This window comes from Stenotrophomonas sp. STEN018, from assembly GCF_056760235.1.
Genome location: NZ_JBRREK010000006.1, coordinates 20,639 through 40,524, shown reverse-complemented (window position 1 = coordinate 40,524; position 19,886 = coordinate 20,639). Strand labels below are relative to the sequence as shown.

The 19,886-nt window shown below is 63.3% G+C and carries 17 protein-coding genes; 10 read left to right on the top strand and 7 right to left on the bottom strand.

Annotated features, from left to right (window positions below; translation table 11 throughout):
• Positions 1–53 precede the first annotated feature (53 nt).
• The 9 genes from miaB to ACVOMB_RS03820 all read left to right on the top strand — a co-directional run bounded on the left by miaB (position 54) and on the right by ACVOMB_RS03820 (position 9,596).
• Positions 54–1,535: a tRNA (N6-isopentenyl adenosine(37)-C2)-methylthiotransferase MiaB gene (gene miaB / locus ACVOMB_RS03860; RefSeq protein WP_481529964.1), complete on the top strand. Its 1,482-nt coding sequence runs from the start codon at positions 54–56 to the stop codon at positions 1,533–1,535.
• Between the two features lie 618 nt (positions 1,536–2,153).
• Positions 2,154–3,140, top strand: coding sequence for a PhoH family protein (locus tag ACVOMB_RS03855; protein ID WP_481529963.1), 987 nt, complete (start codon positions 2,154–2,156; stop codon positions 3,138–3,140).
• Positions 3,137–3,622 carry an rRNA maturation RNase YbeY gene (ybeY, locus tag ACVOMB_RS03850; protein ID WP_481529962.1) on the top strand — a complete coding sequence of 162 codons (486 nt, stop codon included), beginning with the start codon at positions 3,137–3,139 and terminating at the stop codon, positions 3,620–3,622. The genes ACVOMB_RS03855 and ybeY overlap by 4 nt, the downstream gene beginning before the upstream one ends.
• A gap of 90 nt (positions 3,623–3,712) precedes the next feature.
• A complete protein-coding gene (locus ACVOMB_RS03845) occupies positions 3,713–4,405 on the top strand; it encodes a hypothetical protein (protein WP_481529961.1) in 693 nt (230 codons plus the stop codon).
• 55 nt (positions 4,406–4,460) lie between these two features.
• The gene (locus tag ACVOMB_RS03840; protein WP_481530031.1) at positions 4,461–5,060 is read left to right on the top strand and encodes a hypothetical protein; all 600 of its coding nucleotides are present in this window, start codon (positions 4,461–4,463) and stop codon (positions 5,058–5,060) included.
• A gap of 71 nt (positions 5,061–5,131) precedes the next feature.
• Positions 5,132–6,010, top strand: coding sequence for an HlyC/CorC family transporter (locus ACVOMB_RS03835; protein ID WP_282272562.1), 879 nt, complete (start codon positions 5,132–5,134; stop codon positions 6,008–6,010).
• 5 nt (positions 6,011–6,015) lie between these two features.
• Positions 6,016–7,245, top strand: coding sequence for a lipoprotein N-acyltransferase Lnb domain-containing protein (locus ACVOMB_RS03830; protein WP_481530030.1), 1,230 nt, complete (start codon positions 6,016–6,018; stop codon positions 7,243–7,245).
• 14 nt (positions 7,246–7,259) lie between these two features.
• Complete coding sequence (locus ACVOMB_RS03825; RefSeq protein WP_481529960.1) at positions 7,260–8,273, top strand: magnesium and cobalt transport protein CorA; 1,014 nt, start codon at positions 7,260–7,262, stop codon at positions 8,271–8,273.
• A gap of 30 nt (positions 8,274–8,303) precedes the next feature.
• Positions 8,304–9,596, top strand: a complete 1,293-nt coding sequence (locus ACVOMB_RS03820; RefSeq protein ID WP_481529959.1) for a M24 family metallopeptidase — start codon at positions 8,304–8,306, stop codon at positions 9,594–9,596.
• A gap of 175 nt (positions 9,597–9,771) precedes the next feature.
• On the opposite strand, the gene ACVOMB_RS03815 is transcribed toward ACVOMB_RS03820, so the two are convergent.
• From ACVOMB_RS03815 to ACVOMB_RS03785, 7 genes are all read right to left on the bottom strand, one after another.
• The gene (locus ACVOMB_RS03815; protein ID WP_481529958.1) at positions 9,772–11,139 is read right to left on the bottom strand and encodes an NAD-dependent succinate-semialdehyde dehydrogenase; all 1,368 of its coding nucleotides are present in this window, start codon (positions 11,137–11,139) and stop codon (positions 9,772–9,774) included.
• Between the two features lie 332 nt (positions 11,140–11,471).
• Complete coding sequence (locus ACVOMB_RS03810; RefSeq protein WP_296253173.1) at positions 11,472–12,317, bottom strand: ABC transporter permease subunit; 846 nt, start codon at positions 12,315–12,317, stop codon at positions 11,472–11,474.
• Positions 12,314–13,240: an ABC transporter permease subunit gene (locus tag ACVOMB_RS03805; RefSeq protein WP_481529957.1), complete on the bottom strand. Its 927-nt coding sequence runs from the start codon at positions 13,238–13,240 to the stop codon at positions 12,314–12,316. Before ACVOMB_RS03805 ends, ACVOMB_RS03810 begins: the two co-directional genes overlap by 4 nt.
• A complete protein-coding gene (locus ACVOMB_RS03800; RefSeq protein WP_481529956.1) occupies positions 13,237–14,367 on the bottom strand; it encodes an ABC transporter ATP-binding protein in 1,131 nt (376 codons plus the stop codon). Before ACVOMB_RS03800 ends, ACVOMB_RS03805 begins: the two co-directional genes overlap by 4 nt.
• Positions 14,368–14,921: 554 nt before the next feature.
• On the bottom strand, positions 14,922–16,046 hold the full coding sequence (locus ACVOMB_RS03795; RefSeq protein WP_481529955.1) for a polyamine ABC transporter substrate-binding protein: 1,125 nt from the start codon (positions 16,044–16,046) through the stop codon (positions 14,922–14,924).
• Between the two features lie 221 nt (positions 16,047–16,267).
• Positions 16,268–17,662, bottom strand: coding sequence for a glutamine synthetase family protein (locus tag ACVOMB_RS03790; protein WP_481529954.1), 1,395 nt, complete (start codon positions 17,660–17,662; stop codon positions 16,268–16,270).
• Complete coding sequence (locus ACVOMB_RS03785; RefSeq protein WP_481529953.1) at positions 17,659–18,423, bottom strand: gamma-glutamyl-gamma-aminobutyrate hydrolase family protein; 765 nt, start codon at positions 18,421–18,423, stop codon at positions 17,659–17,661. The genes ACVOMB_RS03790 and ACVOMB_RS03785 overlap by 4 nt, the downstream gene beginning before the upstream one ends.
• Before the next feature lie 168 nt (positions 18,424–18,591).
• On the opposite strand from ACVOMB_RS03785, the gene ACVOMB_RS03780 reads away from it, so the two are divergent.
• Positions 18,592–19,884, top strand: a complete 1,293-nt coding sequence (locus ACVOMB_RS03780; protein WP_481529952.1) for an NAD(P)/FAD-dependent oxidoreductase — start codon at positions 18,592–18,594, stop codon at positions 19,882–19,884.
• The last annotated feature ends 2 nt before the right edge of the window (positions 19,885–19,886 follow it).

The following is a 19,886-nucleotide window of genomic DNA, read 5'->3' as shown; positions in this document are numbered from 1 at the left end:
ACGAATGCAGCCCCAGCGGCTGCGTGCCCGCCCACCCGTCTGGAATAAGCGCCATGCCCGGGACGCCAGCTACCCCCTTGCCGATCACGGCCGGCTCTGCCGCGCCTACTGTTGAAATGACCACACCTGAATTGATTCCCCTGCCCGGCCAGCGGCCGACGGTTGCCGGCGGCGCGCGCGGCAAGCCCAGCGATGGCTCGCCATCGCGCGGAAAGCTCTATATCAAGACCCACGGTTGCCAGATGAACGAGTACGACTCGACCAAGATGGCCGACGTTCTCGCCGCCGCCGAGGGCCTGGAGCTGACCGACAACCCCGAAGAAGCCGACGTGGTACTGGTCAACACCTGCTCCATCCGCGAAAAGGCGCAGGAGAAGGTGTTCAGCCAGCTCGGCCGCTGGAAGGCGCTCAAGGCCAATGGCCGCGACGTCATCATCGGTGTCGGCGGCTGCGTGGCCTCGCAGGAAGGCGAAGCCATCGTCAAGCGCGCGCCCTATGTGGACCTGGTGTTCGGCCCGCAGACCCTGCACCGCCTGCCGGAGCTGATCCGCGCCCGCCGCGAGCAGAACAAGCCGCAGGTGGACATCAGCTTCCCCGAGATCGAGAAGTTCGACCGCATGCCCGAGCCGCGTGCCGAGGGCCCATCGGCCTTCGTCTCGATCATGGAAGGCTGCTCCAAGTACTGCTCGTTCTGCGTGGTGCCGTACACCCGTGGCACCGAGGTCAGCCGTCCGTTCGAGGACGTGCTGGTCGAATGCGCCCAGCTCGCTGAGCAAGGCGTACGCGAGATCAATCTGCTCGGCCAGAACGTCAACGCCTACCGCGGCCCGTATGGCGATGGTGAGATTGCCGACCTTGGCCTGCTGATCCGCACCCTTGCCGAAATCGACGGCATCGGCCGCATCCGCTTCACCACCTCGCACCCGCTGGAATTCAGCGATTCGTTGGTGGACGCTTACCGCGACGTGCCGAAACTGGCCAACTACCTGCACCTGCCGGTACAGGCCGGCAGCGACCGCGTGCTCAGTGCGATGAAGCGCGGCTACACCGCCCTGGAATTCAAGTCCAAGATCCGCAAGTTGCGTGCAGTACGGCCCGACATCTCGATCAGCTCGGACTTCATCGTTGGTTTCCCAGGTGAAACCGATGCCGATTTCGAGAAGACCATGAAGCTGATCGAGGACGTGGGCTTCGACCAGAGCTTCTCCTTCATCTATTCGCGCCGCCCCGGCACCCCCGCCGCCGACCTGGAAGACACCACCAGCGATGCCGACAAGCACGCCCGGCTGTCGCGGTTGCAGGCGCAGATCAATGAGCATGCCGCTGGCATCTCCGCGAACATGGTCGGCACGGTGCAGACGGTGCTGGTCGAAGGCCCATCGCGCAAGGACCCGAACGAGCTGACCGGCAAGACCGAGAACATGCGTTCGGTGAACTTCCCGGCCAGTTCGCGACTGATCGGCCAGTTTGTGGATGTGCTGATCACTGAGGCCTTCAGCAATTCGTTGCGTGGGCGGGTGGCTACGCAGGATTGAGGTCGGGGCCGCGACTGCTGTTGCTGTGCTTTCTTACGGAAGGTGGGCTGCGCGGGTTAGAGGCGGGGTCCCCCCTAGTCCGAAGCAGGAGCGCCCTCACCCCCTGCCCCCGCTCCGCGCCCCGGCCCTTGCGCTGGCGCAAGGTCGTTCGATGGGCAGCGAACCAGTGGTTCGCAAGCTGCCCCTCTCACCCTGCTGGCGGGAGAGGGGAACAGCCGTCGTTGCTCGTTTCTGCTTTGAAAAACCGGCGCTGCTCGTTTTCGCTTCTTACCGCTCGCCTTTGCCCCAGCACTGCGGTCATTTATTCGCCACACCGACTCAGAGCCCGCCGTTGCTGGGCTGCGCGCGGTTATCCACACGTTCATCCCGAATCGATCCACACAAATTGTGGACAACTCGTTAGCCGCAAACCATCAAATGTGGCTGTTTTTTGACCAATCCGCCAAGAGGCTTATGCCGCAAGGTCTGGACAGGGATATCCACAGCTTGGCCCACGCCACATCCACATCCGCTGTGGAGAAGCCTGACAACAGCTCCCGCGCTGGTGGTCCGCCAGCCACGGGGGTACCCTTCCATGGTCCAAGGCACGGCTTCGCCGGCCAGTAACTGTCAGTGAAAATGACTACCACTACGCATCGCGACTTCACTCTCGACCCGGTTGATAACGAGCGGCTGGCCAATCTGGCTGGGCCGTTCGACGAGCATCTGCGCCAGGTAGAACTCAAACTCGGCGTGGAAATCGCCAACCGCGGCCATATTTTCCGCGTCAGCGGCCCGGGTAAAACCGCGCTGGAAGCGGAGAAGCTGCTTAAAGCCCTCTACATGGAAGCGGCTGACGCAATCTTCGACAGCCACGCCATCCACCTGCGCTTGAACCGCGCCAACGTCGATCACGTGACCGAGCAGGCCTATGAAGCGCAGGAAGTAGCGATCAAGGTCAAGCGTGGCACCGTGCGTGGCCGCGGCCTCAATCAGGCCAGCTACCTGCACCAGATCGCCACCCACGACATCAGCTTCGGCATCGGCCCGGCCGGTACCGGCAAGACCTTCCTGGCGGTGGCGATGGCCGTGGACGCGCTGAACGAATCACGGGTGCAACGCCTGATCCTGGTACGCCCGGCAGTGGAAGCCGGCGAGAAGCTGGGCTTCCTGCCAGGTGACCTGACCCAGAAGGTCGACCCTTACCTGCGCCCGCTGTACGACGCCCTGTACGAAATGCTCGGCGTGGAAAAGGTCGCCAAGCTGCTGGAGCGCAATGTCATCGAGATCGCACCGCTGGCCTATATGCGCGGCCGCACCCTCAATGACGCCTTCGTGATCCTCGACGAGGCGCAGAACACCACCATCGAACAGATGAAGATGTTCCTGACCCGCCTGGGCTTCGGCTCGACCGCGGTGGTCACCGGCGACCTGACCCAGACCGACCTGCCCAAACACATCAAATCCGGCCTGCGCGACGGCATAGAAGTGCTGCGTGGCGTGGACGGGGTCAGCTTCACCTTCTTTGAATCGCGCGACGTGGTGCGCCACCCGCTGGTGGCCCGCATCGTCAGCGCCTATGACCGCCGCGATCTGCAGCAGGTCAAACCCGGAGCAAGCGAATGACCAAGGGTCCCGTGCGTCTTGATGTCGCGGTCAGCTACGCCCTGCCCCGCGCCGGCCTGCCAGCAGCGGTGAGCTTCCGTCGCTGGGTGGCTGCTGCCTTGAAAGGCCGCATCCGCGAGGCCGACCTGGCCATCCGCGTGGTCGACGCCAAGGAAGGTCAGTCACTGAACCGCCATTACCGGGGTAAGGACTACGCCACCAACGTACTCAGCTTTCCGGCCGAGCTGCCCGAAGGCCTACCCAAGGGAGTGAAGTTCCCCTTGCTCGGCGATCTGGTGATCTGCGCTCCGGTAGTCGCCCGCGAGGCCGAGGAGCAGGACAAAGCGCTCAATGCCCACTACGCCCACCTCACCGTGCACGGCGTGCTGCATCTGCTGGGCTGGGACCACGAGGACAACAAGGAAGCCGAAGCCATGGAGCAATTGGAACGCGAGATCCTGGCTGATCTGGGCATCGCAGATCCCTACGCAGGGGAACGTTGAGATAGTGGCTCTAAACCTCCTTGGTTGAAGCTTGAAGCCGGCAGCGATTCATCGTTCAATGCTTCCAGCACATGTCTCGGAGTTCCAAGAATGAAGGACCGTTCGCTACTCCCCCACCTTTCGATACTGTTGATGCTCGTCGTGGTTATCGCGGGCGCCTTTAAATATGCTGAGAGGCTCTACTTGAGAGATGTTCCGCTCAAGCAGATCTCTCTGATTCTCCTGGCCGCACTGGCGATGCTGGCACTGCTGCCGCTGTTGCTGCGCGGCCTGCAAGCCATCGCCAGCACCCGTCTCGGACGTTTTCTGCGAGCGGCGATCGCGCTGACCTTCTGTCTCTCCTTGGCAACGACCATCCTGACGGGGCCATTAGCTCCCTTGTTATCTTCGGCCACCGGCACCAGTGCCATCCCGGTAGCCAACGTGCCGATATTGATGATCAGCGCCATGATCGCCTTGCTGACGGCGCCGATCGGTTGGCGGGCCATTGCCGGCTTTGTGAGCGGTCGTTCCACCGATTCAATGCCTTTTTTCAGAGCTTCGCCAATGGCACTGGGCATCACGTTCGCCCTTGCCATGGCCTTTCTCGCGCTGGCCCCTGTATTTATTGACGCACTGAGCGCGGCGGAAATGCAGATCGAATGGTCCATCACAGCTGGGTTATTGGTACTGGCTCCGGCCGTATTCCTGTTCTGTGTGGTGACTGCTGTCCCGTTGATCTTCCTGCTGCGCTTGTTGCAGCTCGGTGGCGACTGGATGCGTCAACGCCACACGACCCACTGAAACACTCTCCACCTTCGCCATAATTGCCGCCGTGCCTTTGCTCCGTTCTCTTCCAATCTGCTTGTTGGGCAGCATCTCATCTCTGGCTGTCGCCGCCCCCGGCGCAGCCATCGACCTGCCTGCCCTGATCGAATGCCGGCAGAGCGTCAGCGAGTTCGCTGCACTGGCACCTATCGCCAATGACCCGCTGAAGGCGGTAACCCTTGGCTGGCGTCCCTTGCCGCAGGGCAACCTGTTCATGGCCGAGTACATGTTGAACACCCCGATCACGGTGTTCGGCCACAGCGCCGACCATATCGCCATGGCCGGCGGCACCGTCATCGCCATCCTCGACATGCCCGATCCGCGCCCGCTGGCCAAACAGCTGGAGCTGGAAACCGGCTACGACGCCCCTGACAAGTTCATGGCCGGCCGCGAGCTGGTCAGCCGCGACGTCAACGACGCCAAGACCGGCGAGGCCTTGATTGAATCGGTGATCCTGGGCGTGTCCACGGTCAAATCCCACCCGGGTAAAACCCTGGCCGGCTGCACCTACAGCCTGGACCTGCCTGCCGAGGGAGAGGCCCCGCCGGCCCCGGCCAAGCCAGACCAGACCCCGGCCGATGCGCCGCCGGTAACCCCCAGCGTGCAGACCCCTGCCTCGCCGGCGGCTTGAACAGGCCGCGGCAAACATCCTGCTAGACTTGTCGGCACCGCCCGGCGTGCCGGGTGCAGTCAAACCAAGAGATGTCTGAAGACGACAGTAGTACCTCGCCCGAAAACGGCGAGAAGAAGCGTAGCTGGCTGGAGCGCCTGGGTTCGGCGTTCTCCAGCGAACCCCACACCCGCGACGAGCTGGTTGGCATCCTGCAGACGGCACAGCAGGACGGCCTGATCGCCGCAGACACCCTGCGGATGATGGAAGGCGCCATTTCGGTGGCCGAGCTGACCGTCGGCGACGTGATGATCCCGCGCTCGCACATGGTGTCGCTGCCGGTGGACCGGCCTTTCATCGAGCTGATGAAGCAGGTGGTCGATTCCGGCCATTCGCGCTTCCCGGTGCACGGTGAGAACAAGGACGACATCCTCGGCATCCTGCTGGCCAAGGACCTGTTGCGCGGCGTGGTCGCCGACAACAGCCATGCCAGCGTGCGCGAGCTGCTGCGCCCGGCGGTGCTGATCCCGGAGTCCAAGAAGCTCAATGTGCTGCTCAAGGAGTTCCGGCTCTCGCGCAACCACATGGCGATCGTGGTGGACGAGTACGGCGGTGTCGCCGGCCTGGTCACCATCGAGGACGTGCTGGAGCAGATCGTCGGCCAGATCGACGACGAGCACGACGAGACCGAAGACCACACCTCGCAGATCGCCATCCTCGCCGATGGCCGCTACGTGGTGGACGCACTGACCACCATCGGTGATTTCAATGAGCGCTTCGGCGCTGAGTTCTCCGATGATGATTACGACACCATCGGCGGACTGGTCACCGAGGCCGTCGGCCATCTGCCGGAAATCGGCGATGAGCTGACCCTGGAGCGCTTCGTTTTCCGGGTGGCCAAGGCCGATGCACGCCGCGTGCAGGCCTTCCACGTCACCATCCTGCCACCTGAAGACCAGGACGAAGCTTGATCACCCTGCGCCTGCCGCGGCTGCTGTCCGCGTTTGCGTCGTTGTTCCTGCTGCTGGCCGCGATGGCCAGCAGCGCACAACCGGCCGCCAACCAACCCAGCGAAACCAATGCACACCCGGCACCGCGCATCGGCGTGGTGACCATGCTGCCGGGCGAAGTGTTCTTCGAACGCTTCGGCCATGACGCACTGGTGGTACTGGACCCGGCTAGCGGGCAGGCAACTTCGTACAACTTTGGCTTCTTCGACCCGTCCGAGCCGGATTTCATCGGCAACTTCGTGCGCGGCAAGATGATGTACTACCTGGTCGCCCTGCCGCTGGAGCAGGACCTGGCGCAGTACGAGAGCGTCGGCCGTGGCGCAAACATCCAATGGCTGGACCTGCCGCCTGCGCAGGCACAGGCGCTGGCCGATGCACTGGCCGAACGCGCCAAGCCCGAAAATGCGCGCTACCGCTACGACTACTTCACCGCCAACTGCGCCACCATGGTGCGCGACAGCCTGGACCAGGCCATGGGCGGTGCCCTGCAATCGCAGCTGGCCGGCCGTTCGCGTGGCAACAGCTACCGCAGCGAATCGGTGCGACTGGCCTCGCCTTCGCCGTGGATGTGGCTGGGCTTTGACATCGGCCTGGGCCCGAATGCCGACCAGCCGCTATCGCGTTGGCAGGAAGCCTTCGTTCCCATGCGTCTGGCTGACAGTCTGCGCGAAGTACGCAACAGTGAAGGCCGGCCACTGGTACAGGCAGAGCAGGAACTGCTGCCGCAACGTCTGCCGCCCGAGCCAAAAGAAAAACAGCGCTCCTGGTGGCCGTGGCTGCTGGTCGGCCTTGCCGTCGTCGCTGCGCTATATGCCGCACGCCGCAAGCCGCGTCTGATTGGCGGTCTTGCCCTGCCGTTCTGGCTGTTCTGCGGCATTGCTGGTGGCCTGCTGACCTTCCTGTGGGGCTTCAGCGAGCACCAGGCCGCCTGGGCCAACCGCAACCTGCTGCTGCTCAGCCCGCTGGCACTGTTGTTGATCCCCGGCGCATGGAGTCTGTTGCGCGGGCGTCAACCGCGCGCCTGGTTCCGGGTCGTCCTGTGGCTGATGACCGGCATTGCGCTGCTTGCGCTACCGCTGCATTGGCTGTCGCTGCAAGCGCAGTTCAACATGCAATGGATCGTGCTGCTGCTGCCCATACACCTCGCACTGGCGCTGATCCTTGGGCGCCGCAGCTTGGCGTTACCGGCCAGCTGAGGCACGATGCCGGGATGACTACCGGCATCACTCCAACTCCCGCCCAGGCCAACCCGGCCTGCGTGATCAATTGCACTTGGTACGGTGCCGACGGCACCCAGCGCCCACTGGACCTGGACAGCATCAGCGACGTACTCGCCGATGATGCCAAGGGCTTCGTCTGGGTCGGCCTGTACGAGCCCAGCGACGCGATCCTGGACAAGGTGCAGGAAGAATTCGACCTGCATCCACTGGCGATCGAAGACACCCGCAAAGCCCATCAGCGGCCCAAGATCGAAACCTACGGCAATTCACTGTTCGTCGTGGTGCACACCGCCCAGGTTGTGGACGAACGTATCCGCTACGGTGAAACGCATGCCTTCCTCGGCCCACGCTTCCTGGTGACGGTGCGCCACGGTGCCTCGCTGTCGTATGCACCGGTGCGCGCGCGGCTGGAACAGGAGCCCGAACTGCTGGCGATGGGCCCCTCGTTCTGCCTGTACTCGGTGCTGGATGCGGTGGTCGATCACTACCTGCCAATCACCGACAGCTTCCGCGACACCCTGGACCTGTTGGAGAAAAACATCTTCGCCGACACCTATGAGCGACGCACGGTGATCCGTCTGTACGAGCTCAAGCGTGAGCTCAACAAGATGCGGCTGGCAGTTGCACCACTGCAGGATGCCTTGGCTCAGCTGCAGCGCAACCAGGCGCAGTTGATCAACGAAGAAGTGCGGCTCTATCTGCGCGATGTGCAGGACCATGCCGCCCGGGTCAACGAAGCCATCGACACCTTGCGCGAAATGCTGGGCACCGCGCTGAGCGTGAACCTGTCACTGGTGACGCTGGCACAGGGTGAAACGGTCAAGCAACTCGGTGCTTGGGCAGCGCTGTTGGCGGCGCCGACCCTGGTCACCAGCTGGTATGGCATGAACTTCGCAAATATGCCGGAGCTGGCCGGGCGCTATGCCTACCCGCTGCTGATGGCAGGCGTCGGCGTGATCTGCGTGGTGCTGTACCGCCTGTTCAAACGTTCCGGCTGGCTTTGATCAGCCACTTAGTCTTTCGAGAGAGCAACCATGCAGCACGACCACTCCAATCCTGCACGCCGCAACTTCCTGCGCAATACGCTGATTGCCAGCGCCGCCGCGCTGCCGTTGTCGCAACTGGCATCGGCGCAGACCGCCAGCAGCAACGAAAACGTATTACCGGAATCGATGCGCGCCCTGAAATCGGTCGCTGCGCAGGTTGTACCAATCAGCAACGATGAGCGCATTGCACGCGTGGCCAAGGCCCAACGACTGATGGCCGAGCACGGCATCGATGCGGTGTTCATCGGCGCTGGCAGCTCGCTGACCTATTTCACCGGCATGCACTGGTGGGACAGCGAACGCCTCACCGGGGTGATCCTGCCGAGCAAGGGTGAGCCGGTGTACGTGACACCGGAGTTCGAACGCGTGCGCACGCTGGAGCAGATCAAACTCGGCAACGACGTCCGTGGCTGGCAGGAAGATGAGGACCCCTACGCCCTGGTCGCCAAGGTGCTGCGCGACATGGGCCATGCCACCGGCACCCTGGGCATGGAAGAAGCCGTGCCTTATTTCCGCGCCAAAGGCATTGCCGATGCCCTGCCGCAGGCCAGGGTAGTACCGGCATGGCCGGTGGTATCCGGCTGCCGCCGGGTCAAGAGTGGCGCCGAGCTGGCATTGATGAAGCTCGCCAACGAAGCCACGTTGGCCGTATACGAAGCAGTGTGGAGGGCCTTGAAGCCGGGCATGACCGAGCAGGACATCGCCGGCCTGCTGGCCATTGCTTACGCGCGTACCGGTTTGAAAGGCGATGCCAGCGTCAACATCGGCAAGTACACAGCTTCACCGCACGGCTCGGACAAGCCGCAGCACCTGGTCGAAGGCACCCCGATCATCTTCGACGGCGGCTGCCGCGCCGGTGGCTATACCAGCGACATCACCCGCACCGTGGTGCTGGGCCAGCCCGATGACGAGATCCGCAAGGTGTTCGACATCGTATTGAAGGCGCAGACCGCTGCATTGAATGCCGCACGTCCGGGCGTGCCGATGGGCGACGTGGATGCAGCTGCGCGCAAGGTGATCAGCGATTCCGGCTACGGCCCGGATTACCGCTATTTCAGCCATCGTCTGGGCCATGGCATCGGCCTGGACATGCACGAATGGGATTACCTGGTGCGCGGCAACACCCACCTGCTGGAACCGGGCATGACCTTCAGCGACGAACCCGGCATCTACATCCCTGACCGCTTCGGCGTACGCCTGGAGGACATCCTCTACGTCACCCAAGATGGCGCCGCGTTGATGACCCCGCAGAGCAAGTCCATCGACCAGCCGTTTGGGTGAGCCGGCTCTTTGTAGGAGCGGCGTACGCGGCGAAGCCACTGATGGTAAACCGCTCCGACAACCCGCAATCTGGCGCACTGCAGTTGCGGGCTGTCGCAGGTGCGCAAGGTCTACCAGCTTCGCGGCTTACGCCGCTCCTACAACCTCACCTCCTACAACCACACCCGCGCGTTCGTCAGGCGACGTAAACGGTCTTGATGTTCATGAACTCATGAATACCCGGCCCCGCCAACTCACGTCCAAACCCGGAACGCTTGGTACCACCAAACGGCAACCGCGCATCGCTCTTCACTACTGAATTTACGAAGGCCGCGCCGCATTGCAGCTGTACGGCAACGTTTTCGCCACGCAGCACGTCGCGTGTCCATACGCTGCCACCCAAACCGAAGCTGGTGTCATTGGCCACGCGCACGGCCTCAGCCTCATCCCTGACCCGGATGATCGCTGCCACTGGCCCGAACAACTCCTCGTCATACGCCGGCATGCCAGGCCCGACGTTGTCGAGGATCGTAGCCTGATAGCCTGCGTTGCTGCCGGCAACCGGTTCGCCACCCAGCAGCACCTTCGCACCCTTGTCGATGCTGACGCGCACCTGCTTGTGCAGCTCATCACGGAGGTCAGCGCGCGCCATCGGCGCAAGGCTGCCTCCCTCTTTCTGCGGATCGCCGTACACGCGCGCCTGCGCGCCTTCGATGTAGCGCTGCACGAAGGCATCCGCAATAGAGTCGACCAGGATGAAGCGCTTGGCCGCGATGCAGGTCTGGCCTGCATTGTCGAACCTTGACCGCACCGCGGCCGCCGCGGCCAGATCCAGATCGGCGTCATCCAGCACCACGAAGGCGTCACTGCCGCCCAGTTCCATCACACACTTCTTCAGCTGGTCACCAGCATTCGCCGCGATCGACCGCCCTGCACGCTCGCTGCCAGTCAGTGTGACCGCCTTGATCCGACGATCACGCAGCACTTCGGCGGCCTGATCGTTATCGATATGCAGCACGTCGAACACGCCCTCCGGAATGCCGGCAGCGGCAACCACCTCGCGCAGCAGATCCGCACAGCCCGGCACATTGCTGGCGTGCTTGAGCAGGGCGACATTGCCCGCCATCAAACCCGGGGCGAGGAAACGGATCACCTGCCAGATCGGGAAATTCCACGGCATCACCGCCATCACGCAGCCGATAGGCTGGTAGATGACGTAGCTGCGCTGTGCTTCGGTCGGGATCGGCTGCGGCTTCAGGTAATCGGCAGCGTGGTCCGCGTAGTACTCGCAGCCAGCTGCGCTTTTTTCGATTTCGGCCAAGGCCTCGCGACGCAGCTTGCCCATCTCGACGGTCATCGTGCGCTGGATCTCGTCGCGGCGCTCACGCAGGCCTGCGGCTACCTTGCGCAGATAGTCACCACGCTGCTCCAGCGACAAGGCCGACCATTGCGGGAACGCCGATTCAGCTGCGGCCAGACGTTGTTCGATAGCCACGCTTGTCAGCAGCTCGACCGTACGCACGATCTCGCCGTTGAAGGGATTGATAGTCTGATACGACGCCATGGACTCACCTGCATTCAACGAATGCAGGAATGGTAGCGCCGCGAATGTTGCGCGCAGGTAAATCCCAAGCAGCCCGGTAGTGGGGGGGGGGGGGGGGGGGGGGGGGGGGGGGGGGGGCGGGGGGGGGGGGGGGGGGGGGGGGGGGGGGGGGGGGGGGGGGGGGGGGGGGGGCGGGCCCCCCCAGTCGCTTTTTAATAACAATCTGCTCCTCTTGTTTTTTAATCTCTGCCCCGTGCCCGGGCCCCCCCCCCCGCCCCTACAGCGGGGGGCGCCTAGGTGTTGGATCGCTGGTAAAACCTCTGCCGAGCATGGCTCGGCACTACATTTGAGCCTCAGCCGTTTTCCTGCAGCGCCAGCTGCATGTCGCGCTGGCGTCGCTTGTCGGCGCGTGCCGAAATCCACCAACCCAGCACCGCTACTGTCGAAACCGCCAGCACCATCAGCGTGGCCAAGGCGTTGATCTTCGGGCTCACGCCCATGCGCACCGAGGCAAAGATCTTCATCGGCAAGGTGGTCGAGCTGGGGCCGGCGACGAAGCTGGCAATCACCACGTCGTCCAACGACAAGGTGAACGCCAGCAACCAACCAGAAAGCAACGCCGGGGCGATGATCGGCAAGGTGATCAGGAAGAACACTTTCAATCGGTTCGCCCCCAGGTCCATCGCCGCTTCTTCCAACGAACGGTCCAGCTCCTGCAGGCGCGAGGACACCACCACGGTCACGAAGGAAATGGTGAAGGTGACATGCGCGATCCAGATCGCCACAACACCCTTGGATGGCAGCCCGAACAGGCCGCCCATCGACACCAGCATCAGCAGGATCGACAGGCCTATGATCACTTCCGGCATCACCAGCGGCGCGGTCACCAAGGCGCCGAATATGGTCTTGCTGGGGAAGCGTTTGAAGCGCGTCATCGCCATCGCCGCCATGGTGCCGATCACCATTGATGCGCTCGCGGTCCAGAACGCGATCTTGATACTGATCCACGCTGCCTGCAGCAACTGACGGTCGCGGAACAACTCGCCGTACCACTGCGTCGAGAAGCCCGCCCATACCGTCGCCAGCCGCGAGGAATTGAACGAGTACACCATCAACAACAGGATCGGCAGGTACAGGAAGGCAAAGCCGAGCAGCAGGATGCTCCAACCCAACCAGGAACTACGCCGGGTCATGCTCATGCCAGCTTCCCTTCCAGCTCACGCTGCTGCGAACGGTTGAAGATGATGATGGGGATCAGCAGCAACAACAGCATCACGATCGCCACCGCCGAGGCCAGCGGCCAATCGCGGTTGTTGAAGAACTCGCCCCACAGCACGCGACCGATCATCAAGGTATCCGGGCCGCCGAGCATTTCCGGAATGACGAACTCGCCCACTGCCGGGATCATCACCAGCATGCAGCCGGCGATGATGCCGCTGCGCGACAGCGGCAAAGTGATGCGCAGGAAGGCCTGCCACGGCTTGGCACCGAGGTCGTAGGCCGCTTCCAGCAAACGGTTGTCGAGCTTGACCAGGTTGGCGTACAGCGGCAGCACCATGAACGGCAGATAGCAGTAGACGATGCCAACGTAGGCCGCAAACGGGGTGTAGAGCATGCGTATCGGCTCGTCGATCACTCCGATGCTCATCAAGGTCCGGTTGATCAGGCCATTGCTGTCGAGGATGCCGATCCAGGCATAGACGCGGATCAGGAACGAGGTCCACGACGGCAGCACCACCAACATCATCGCGATGTTGCGCGCCGATGGTGACATGCGTGAGATCACGTAGGCCATCGGGTAGCCGATCAGCAAGGTCAGCAGCGTGGAGATCACCGCGATCTTGATCGAGCTCAGGTAGGCCACCACGTACTGGCTGTCGGTGAACAGCGCGGTGTAGTTGCCCAGATTGAGATTGACCGTGAACGCGCTGTCCACGTATTCCACGATGGAGGTATACGGCGGCATCGCCACCGCCATCTTGGCGAAGGAGATTTTCAGCACGATCAGGAACGGGATCGCGAAGAACAGCAACAGCCACAGGTAGGGCACGCCGATCACACCCGCGCGCGCACCCGGCAGCCACCGCCGCCAACCGCTGGTGAGTGGGCTGGTCGCGCTCATGAGGTCAGCACCACGCCGTCGTTGTCGTCCCAGGACACCCATACTTCATCGTTCCAGGTGATGCCGTCGCTGTCCCAGCGCTTCATGTTGGCGAAATTGGACAGAATCTTGGCACCGCTGGGCAGGCGCACGTGGTAGACCGAGTGACTGCCGAAGTAAGCAATATCCTCGACCACGCCGAACGCCTTGTTGGTGTCGCCCTCGGGTTCTTCCTTGGCGATATGAACCTTTTCCGGACGCAGCGCGAAGGCCACCGGCTGGCCTTCGTAACCGGTGATGCCGTGGCCGACGTAGATCGGCGCCGGGAAGTCAGCGGTGCGCACGGTGACGTATTCGGGCAGATCCTCGTCGATCACGCCTTCGAAGGAATTCACCGAGCCGATGAAGCCTGCGACGAAACGGTTAGCCGGCTGCTCGTAGATATCATCCGGCTTGCCGATCTGCTGGATCCAACCCTGGTCCATCACCGCGATGCGGGTGGCCATGGTCATGGCTTCTTCCTGGTCATGGGTGACCATCACGCAGGTCACGCCGAGCTGCTCGATGATGTTGACCAGTTCCAGCTGCATCTTCGAGCGCAGCTTCTTGTCCAGCGCGCCCATCGGCTCGTCCAGCAACAGCAGCTTCGGGCTCTTGGCCAGCGAGCGGGCCAGTGCCACACGCTGCTGCTGGCCGCCGGAAAGCTGGTGCGGCTTGCGCTTGCCCAGCTTCTGCAGCTGCACCAGCTCCAGCATCTCACCGACACGGCGGGTGATGGCGTCCTTGGCCATGCCGTCCTGCTTCAGGCCGAAGGCGATGTTCTGCTCCACCGTCATATGCGGGAACAGCGCATAGGACTGGAACATCATGTTGATCGGCCGCTCGTAGGGCGGCAGCGTGGTGATCGGCTGGCCGTCGAGCAGGATCGTGCCCTTGGTCGGGGTTTCAAAGCCAGCCAGGCAACGCAACAAGGTGGACTTGCCGCTGCCCGAACCACCCAGCAGGGCAAATATCTCGCCCTTGCGCACGTCCAGGTTGACGTCATCGACGGCGACGAAACCATCGAATTCCTTGCGCAGATCGCGGATGGACAAATAGCCGGGCTCGCTGTTCAAAGCGATGGCCTCTGGCTTGGCGTCAACGGGCATGTAGGGCTCCGGAAGCGGACAGATGAACAAACGCGCGTAGTGTAGCCCCCCGTTTTTGCCGGCGACACCGCCAGCTGTGGCGGTTGGAGCTCACTTGAAGCTCTGCGCCTTGTGGGAGCGGCGTCAGCCGCGAAGCTGGCAATGTCCGAAGGGCCACGGAGCTTACCCCTCCCCAACCCGCCCGGCCCGAAGGCATAGCCTTCGGTCGTTCATCAGGCCGCGCACCAATGGCGCGCAAGCAGGCCTTCTTCACCCCCTTGGCTGCGCCAAAGGGAGGGAGCCAAGCCCCGAAGCCTGCAAACACCAATGTAGTGCCGAGCCATGCTCGGCAGGGCCGCTGTAGGAACGGCGTAAGCCGCGAAGCTGGCAATGCCCGAAGGCCCCAAAAGCTTACCCCTCCCCGGCCCTCCCCTTGGCTGCGCCAAAGGGAGGGAGACAAGCCCGGGCCTCGCCGTCTCCGCTGGCAAGCGACACCCCGCCAAACGCCATAAACAACAACGCCTCCCTGCAAGAGAGAGGCGTTGTGAAGCTTCAGACGCTAAACCAGCCTGAAATCAACGACCGGTCTTAACTTCGGTCCACAGACGGGTGTACAGCTTGTCCGTCTCCGGGGTGTTGATCGCATAGGTGAACATCTTGGCGGCCACATCTTCAGCCGGGTAGATGGTCTTATCGTCGCGGATGGCCGGGTCAACCAGCGAGGTCGCCGACTTCACCGGGTTGGCGTAGTGGGTAACGTTGGTGTTCTTGGCCGCTACCTCCGGCTCCAGCAGGTAGTTGATGAAGGCGTAAGCATTGCCCGGGTGCTTGGCATCCTTGGGGATGGCCAGCATGTCGAACCACTGCGGCGCACCTTCCTTCGGGATGGAGTACGCAACTTCCACGCCGTTCTTGGCCTCTTCGGCACGGTCACGGGCCTGGATGATGTCGCCCGACCACCCCACTACCAGACAGGTGCTGCCATTGGCCAGCGAACCCACGTACTGCGAGGAGTGGAAGTTCTGCACGTATGGGCGGATCGACTTGAGCAGGTCAGCGGCCTTCTGCAGCACGGCCGGATCGGCGCTGTGCGGGTCTTCGCCCAGGTAATGCAGGGCCACCGGGATCATGTCGGCCGGGGTATCCAGCAGGGTCACGCCGCAGTCCTTCATCTTGGCGATGTTTTCCGGCTTGAACACCAGGTCCCAGCTGTTGGCGACGTCGGCGCTGCCGCCAAAACGTTCTTTCAGCTTGGCCACGTTGTAGCCGATGCCGGTGCTGCCCATCATGTACGGCACGCCGTACTGGTTGCCCGGGTCCTGGCCGGCGATGCGCTGCATCACCGCCGGGTCGAGGTTGGCAAGGTTCGGGATCTTGCTCTTGTCCAGCGGCAGGAACACGCCGGCCTGGATCTGGCGGCCGAAGAAGTTCAGTGTCGGCACCACGATGTCGTAGCCGCTGTCACCGGTCAGCAACTTGGTCTCGACCATTTCATCGCTGTCGAACACATCGTAGGTGACCTTGATGCCGGTCGACTTCTCGAAGTTCGGGATGGTGTCTTCGGCGATGTAGTCCGAATAGTTATAGACATTGAGGACCTTGGCCTCGCCGCCTTCAGCGGGCTTGGCGCCGGGTTCCTTGCCGCCGCAGGCAGCAAGCAGGGAAATGGCGACACCAACGGTCAGAATGCGCAGATTCATGGGTTCTCCAGTGTGATCCGGGAGCGGTATGGGGGACCGGCCAAGCCGGGAGGTGGGCATATTGTCCCATCTGCAGCGGTTTTTTGTGTAGAAGGCCGGTGTAGGTCTTGTGGGAGCAGCGTAAGCCGCGAAGCTGGCAATGCTCGAAAGGCCACAGCAGGGCTCCCCCCTCCCCAACCCTCCCCTTTGCTGCGCAAAAGGGAGGGAGGCAAGCCTTGCCATCAGACATTCAGCAGCAGGAACTCGCGCTCCCAGGAACTGATCACGCGGAAGAAGGTTTCGTACTCTTTGCGCTTGACCGAGATGTAGGCGCGGCAGAAACGGCGCCCCAGCAGCTCCTGCAGGGCATCGCAGCCCTCCAGCGCATCCAGCGACTCGCCCAGCGAACGCGGCAACTCGTAGCCCAGCTCCTTGGCGTTGCCGGTGATTGGCGGCGTCGGCGTCAGCTGCTCGCGGATGCCAAGCAGGCCGCAGGCCAAGGTCGCCGCCATCGCCAGATACGGGTTGGCGTCGGAGCCGGCAAAGCGGCTTTCCACGCGGTTGTTCTCCAAGGTGTCCATCGGCACGCGCAGGCCGCAGGTGCGGTTGTCGAAACCCCATTCCACGTTGCTCGGCGACACCTCACCAAACATCAGCCTGCGATAGGAGTTCACGTTAGGCGCGAAGAAGGCCATCGCCGCCGGCACGTACTTCTGCAGGCCGGCCAGATACTTATCGAAGGTTTCGCTGTACTCACCCTCGGCGTGGCCGGCAAACACATTACGACCATCAGTAATGCGCACAAGGCTCTGGTGGATATGCATGGCGCTGCCGGGCTCGGTCTCCATCGGCTTGGCCAGGAAGGTGGCATAGATGCCGTGACGCAACGCCGCCTCACGCATGGTGCGCTTGAACAGGAATACCTGGTCAGCCAGCGACATCGCGTCGTCGTGGGTGAAATTGACCTCCAGCTGCGCGGCGCCGGATTCGTGGATCAAGGTATCCACGTCCAGCTTCATCGTGTCGCAATAGTCGTACATCAAATCGAGGATGGGATCGAATTCATTGACCGCATCGATCGAGTACGACTGGCGGGCAGTCTCCGGGCGACCGGAGCGGCCAGCTGGCGGCAGCAGCGGGAAGTCCGGGTCGGTGTTTTTCTGCACCAGGAAGAATTCCACTTCCGGTGCCACCACAGGCTTCAAACCCAGCTCCTCGTAGGCAGCCAGGACCCGCCGCAGCACGTTGCGCGGCGCCAGCTCATGCGGTTGGCCGCCCTTGGTGTAGCAATCGTGGATGATCTGCGCGGTCGGATCGGTGGCCCACGGCACCATGCGCACGGTGTCCGGGTCCGGGCGCAGGATCATGTCCGCGTCGGCCGGCGAGGTCAGTTCGTAGTAATCGTCAGGGTACTCACCGGTCACCGTGGTGGCAAAGATGCCCTCGGGCAGGCGCGTACCGTAGTCGTGCGAAAACTTGTCGGCCGGGATGATCTTGCCGCGCGCGTTGCCGGTGATGTCCGGCACCAGGCATTCGACCTCGGTGATGTGCCGCTCCTTGAGCCAGCGCAGCAGCAGGCTTTCTTCCTGGACGGCGGTGGCGGTTTTACGACTGCGGGTGCGGGGGCGCGAAGTCATGGGGAACCAACTTGTTTGTGTAACCGATAGCGGCGACAGGCCTCGCCGAAGGCTTGGAAAATGCCCAGATAGAACGGATTTTCGGTAACCCGCCACTCCGGGTGGAACTGCAGGCCGAGCAGGAACGACGGTCCGCTGCCACGAAATGCTTCGATCAGCCCATCAGGCGCACGTGCCTCAACCTGCAAGCCTTCGCCCAGCCGGGCAACACCTTGTCCGTGCACCGAGTTGACCATCACCTCGCCGCTGCCGGCAATGCCAGCCAGCACGCCATCCGGGCTCAAGTGCAACGCATGCGCCGGCCCATATTGCACCTGCAAGGATGACGCTGGGTTTTCACGGTGGTCAGCCAGCCCGGGCACTTCATGTACTTTCGGATGCAGGCTGCCGCCAAAGGCGACATTGACCTCCTGGAAACCACGGCAGATCGCCAGTATCGGCATGCCCAGCGCCAGTGCCTGCGGGATCATCCCCAGTACGTTGGCATCACGCGCCGGATCGTGCGGATTGCCTGGCCAACTGTCACCGCCATCGTAGTGGTGCGGCTCGATATTGCTGGTTGCACCGGTCAGCAGCAGACCATCCAGCGTCGCCAACCAAGCCGCGGCCGGCAGCGGCGGTTGCAGCATTGGCAGTAGCAGCGGCGTGGCCTGCGCGCCATCGACAACGGCCCGCACGTACTTTTCGCCAACAACAAGAAACGGATGAGACCCGATCGGTTTGCTGTCGGTAGGCAAGCCGACCAGCGGCAGGCTGGCCATGGGTAAAGCTCATGAGACGTGCCAGCACGCTACCCCTGCCCCGCTGTTTAGGCAACCAAGCGCCATCCAGCATTCAAGTAAACCAAGGCAAACTACACGGGTTCTTCACCGGCCTGCGCACGCCGCATACGCCGGTGTCGTTACACTTCCCGCCCCTGATTCGGCCTGATGTCCGTGGACGCCGCTGCATCCGTATATCCCCCGAGCTGGTACGCCGCCAGCCAGCCCGAACTTCCGCTACGTGCGTCCCTGCGTGGGCATGCGCGCGCCGACGTGGCCGTGCTCGGCGCCGGCTATACCGGCCTGACCGCCGCGCTGGCCTTGGCCGAGAAGGGCTACAAGGTCACCGTATTGGAGGCCGAGCGCGTCGGCTGGGGTGCCTCCGGCCGCAACGGCGGCCAGGCCATCGTCGGCTACGGCTGCGAGCAGGACACGCTGGAAGCGCTGGTTGGTGATGCCGATGCACGACTGCTGTTCGATTTCTCGCGCGATGGCATGCATATGCTCAAGCAGCGCATCGCCAGGCACGGCATCGACTGCGACTGGCGTGACGGCCATGCCAGCGTGCCGATCCAGCCGCGCCAGGAGCGCGCACTGCGTAGCGACATCGAACGCATGGCGCAGCGCTACGACTACCCGCTGGAATGGTGGGATCGCCCGCGCCTGCAGCAGGAACTGGCCAGCGAACGCTATCTGGGCGCGGTTTATGACCCCGCCAGCGGTCACCTGCATCCGCTGGCCTACGCGCAGGGCCTGGCCCACGCTGCAGAGGCCGCCGGGGTAACCATCCACGAGCAATCAGCGGTCACCCAGCTCGAACGTGGTCCGCAACCGGCGCTGATCACCACCGATGGCCGGGTCGATGCTGACTTCGTCGTACTGGCCGGTAATGCGTGGCTGCAGGACATCGCGCCCGAGCTGGAAACCCGGATGATGCCGGTCGGGACCTATATTGGTGCCACCCAGCCGCTGGGCGCCGAGCGCGCCAAGGCGCTGATCCGCAACGACATGGCGGTGGCCGACGTGAACTGGGCGCTGGACTACTTCCGGCTAAGCCGCGACCACCGCCTGCTGTTCGGCGGCCAGGCCAATTACTCGGCACTGCCGCCGCCTGGCCTGCGCGCCAGCATGACCCGGCGCATGCGGCGGGTATTCCCGCAGCTGGCTGACGTGGAGATGGAGTATGTGTGGGGCGGCTATATCGACATCACCCGCAACCGCGCCCCGCATTGGGGCCGGGTCACCCCCAACGTGTACTTCGCGCAGGGTTTTTCCGGCCACGGTGTCGCCAGCACCGGTCTGGCCGGTGAAGTCATCGCCGCCGCGATTGCCGGCCAGGCACAGCGGCTGGACGTGTTCGAGCGCATTCCGCACAGCGTATTCCCCGGCGGCAAGGCCTTGCGCATGCCGATGCTGGTGGCGGCGATGTCCTGGTACAAGCTGCGCGATCTGCTGTGGTGAGT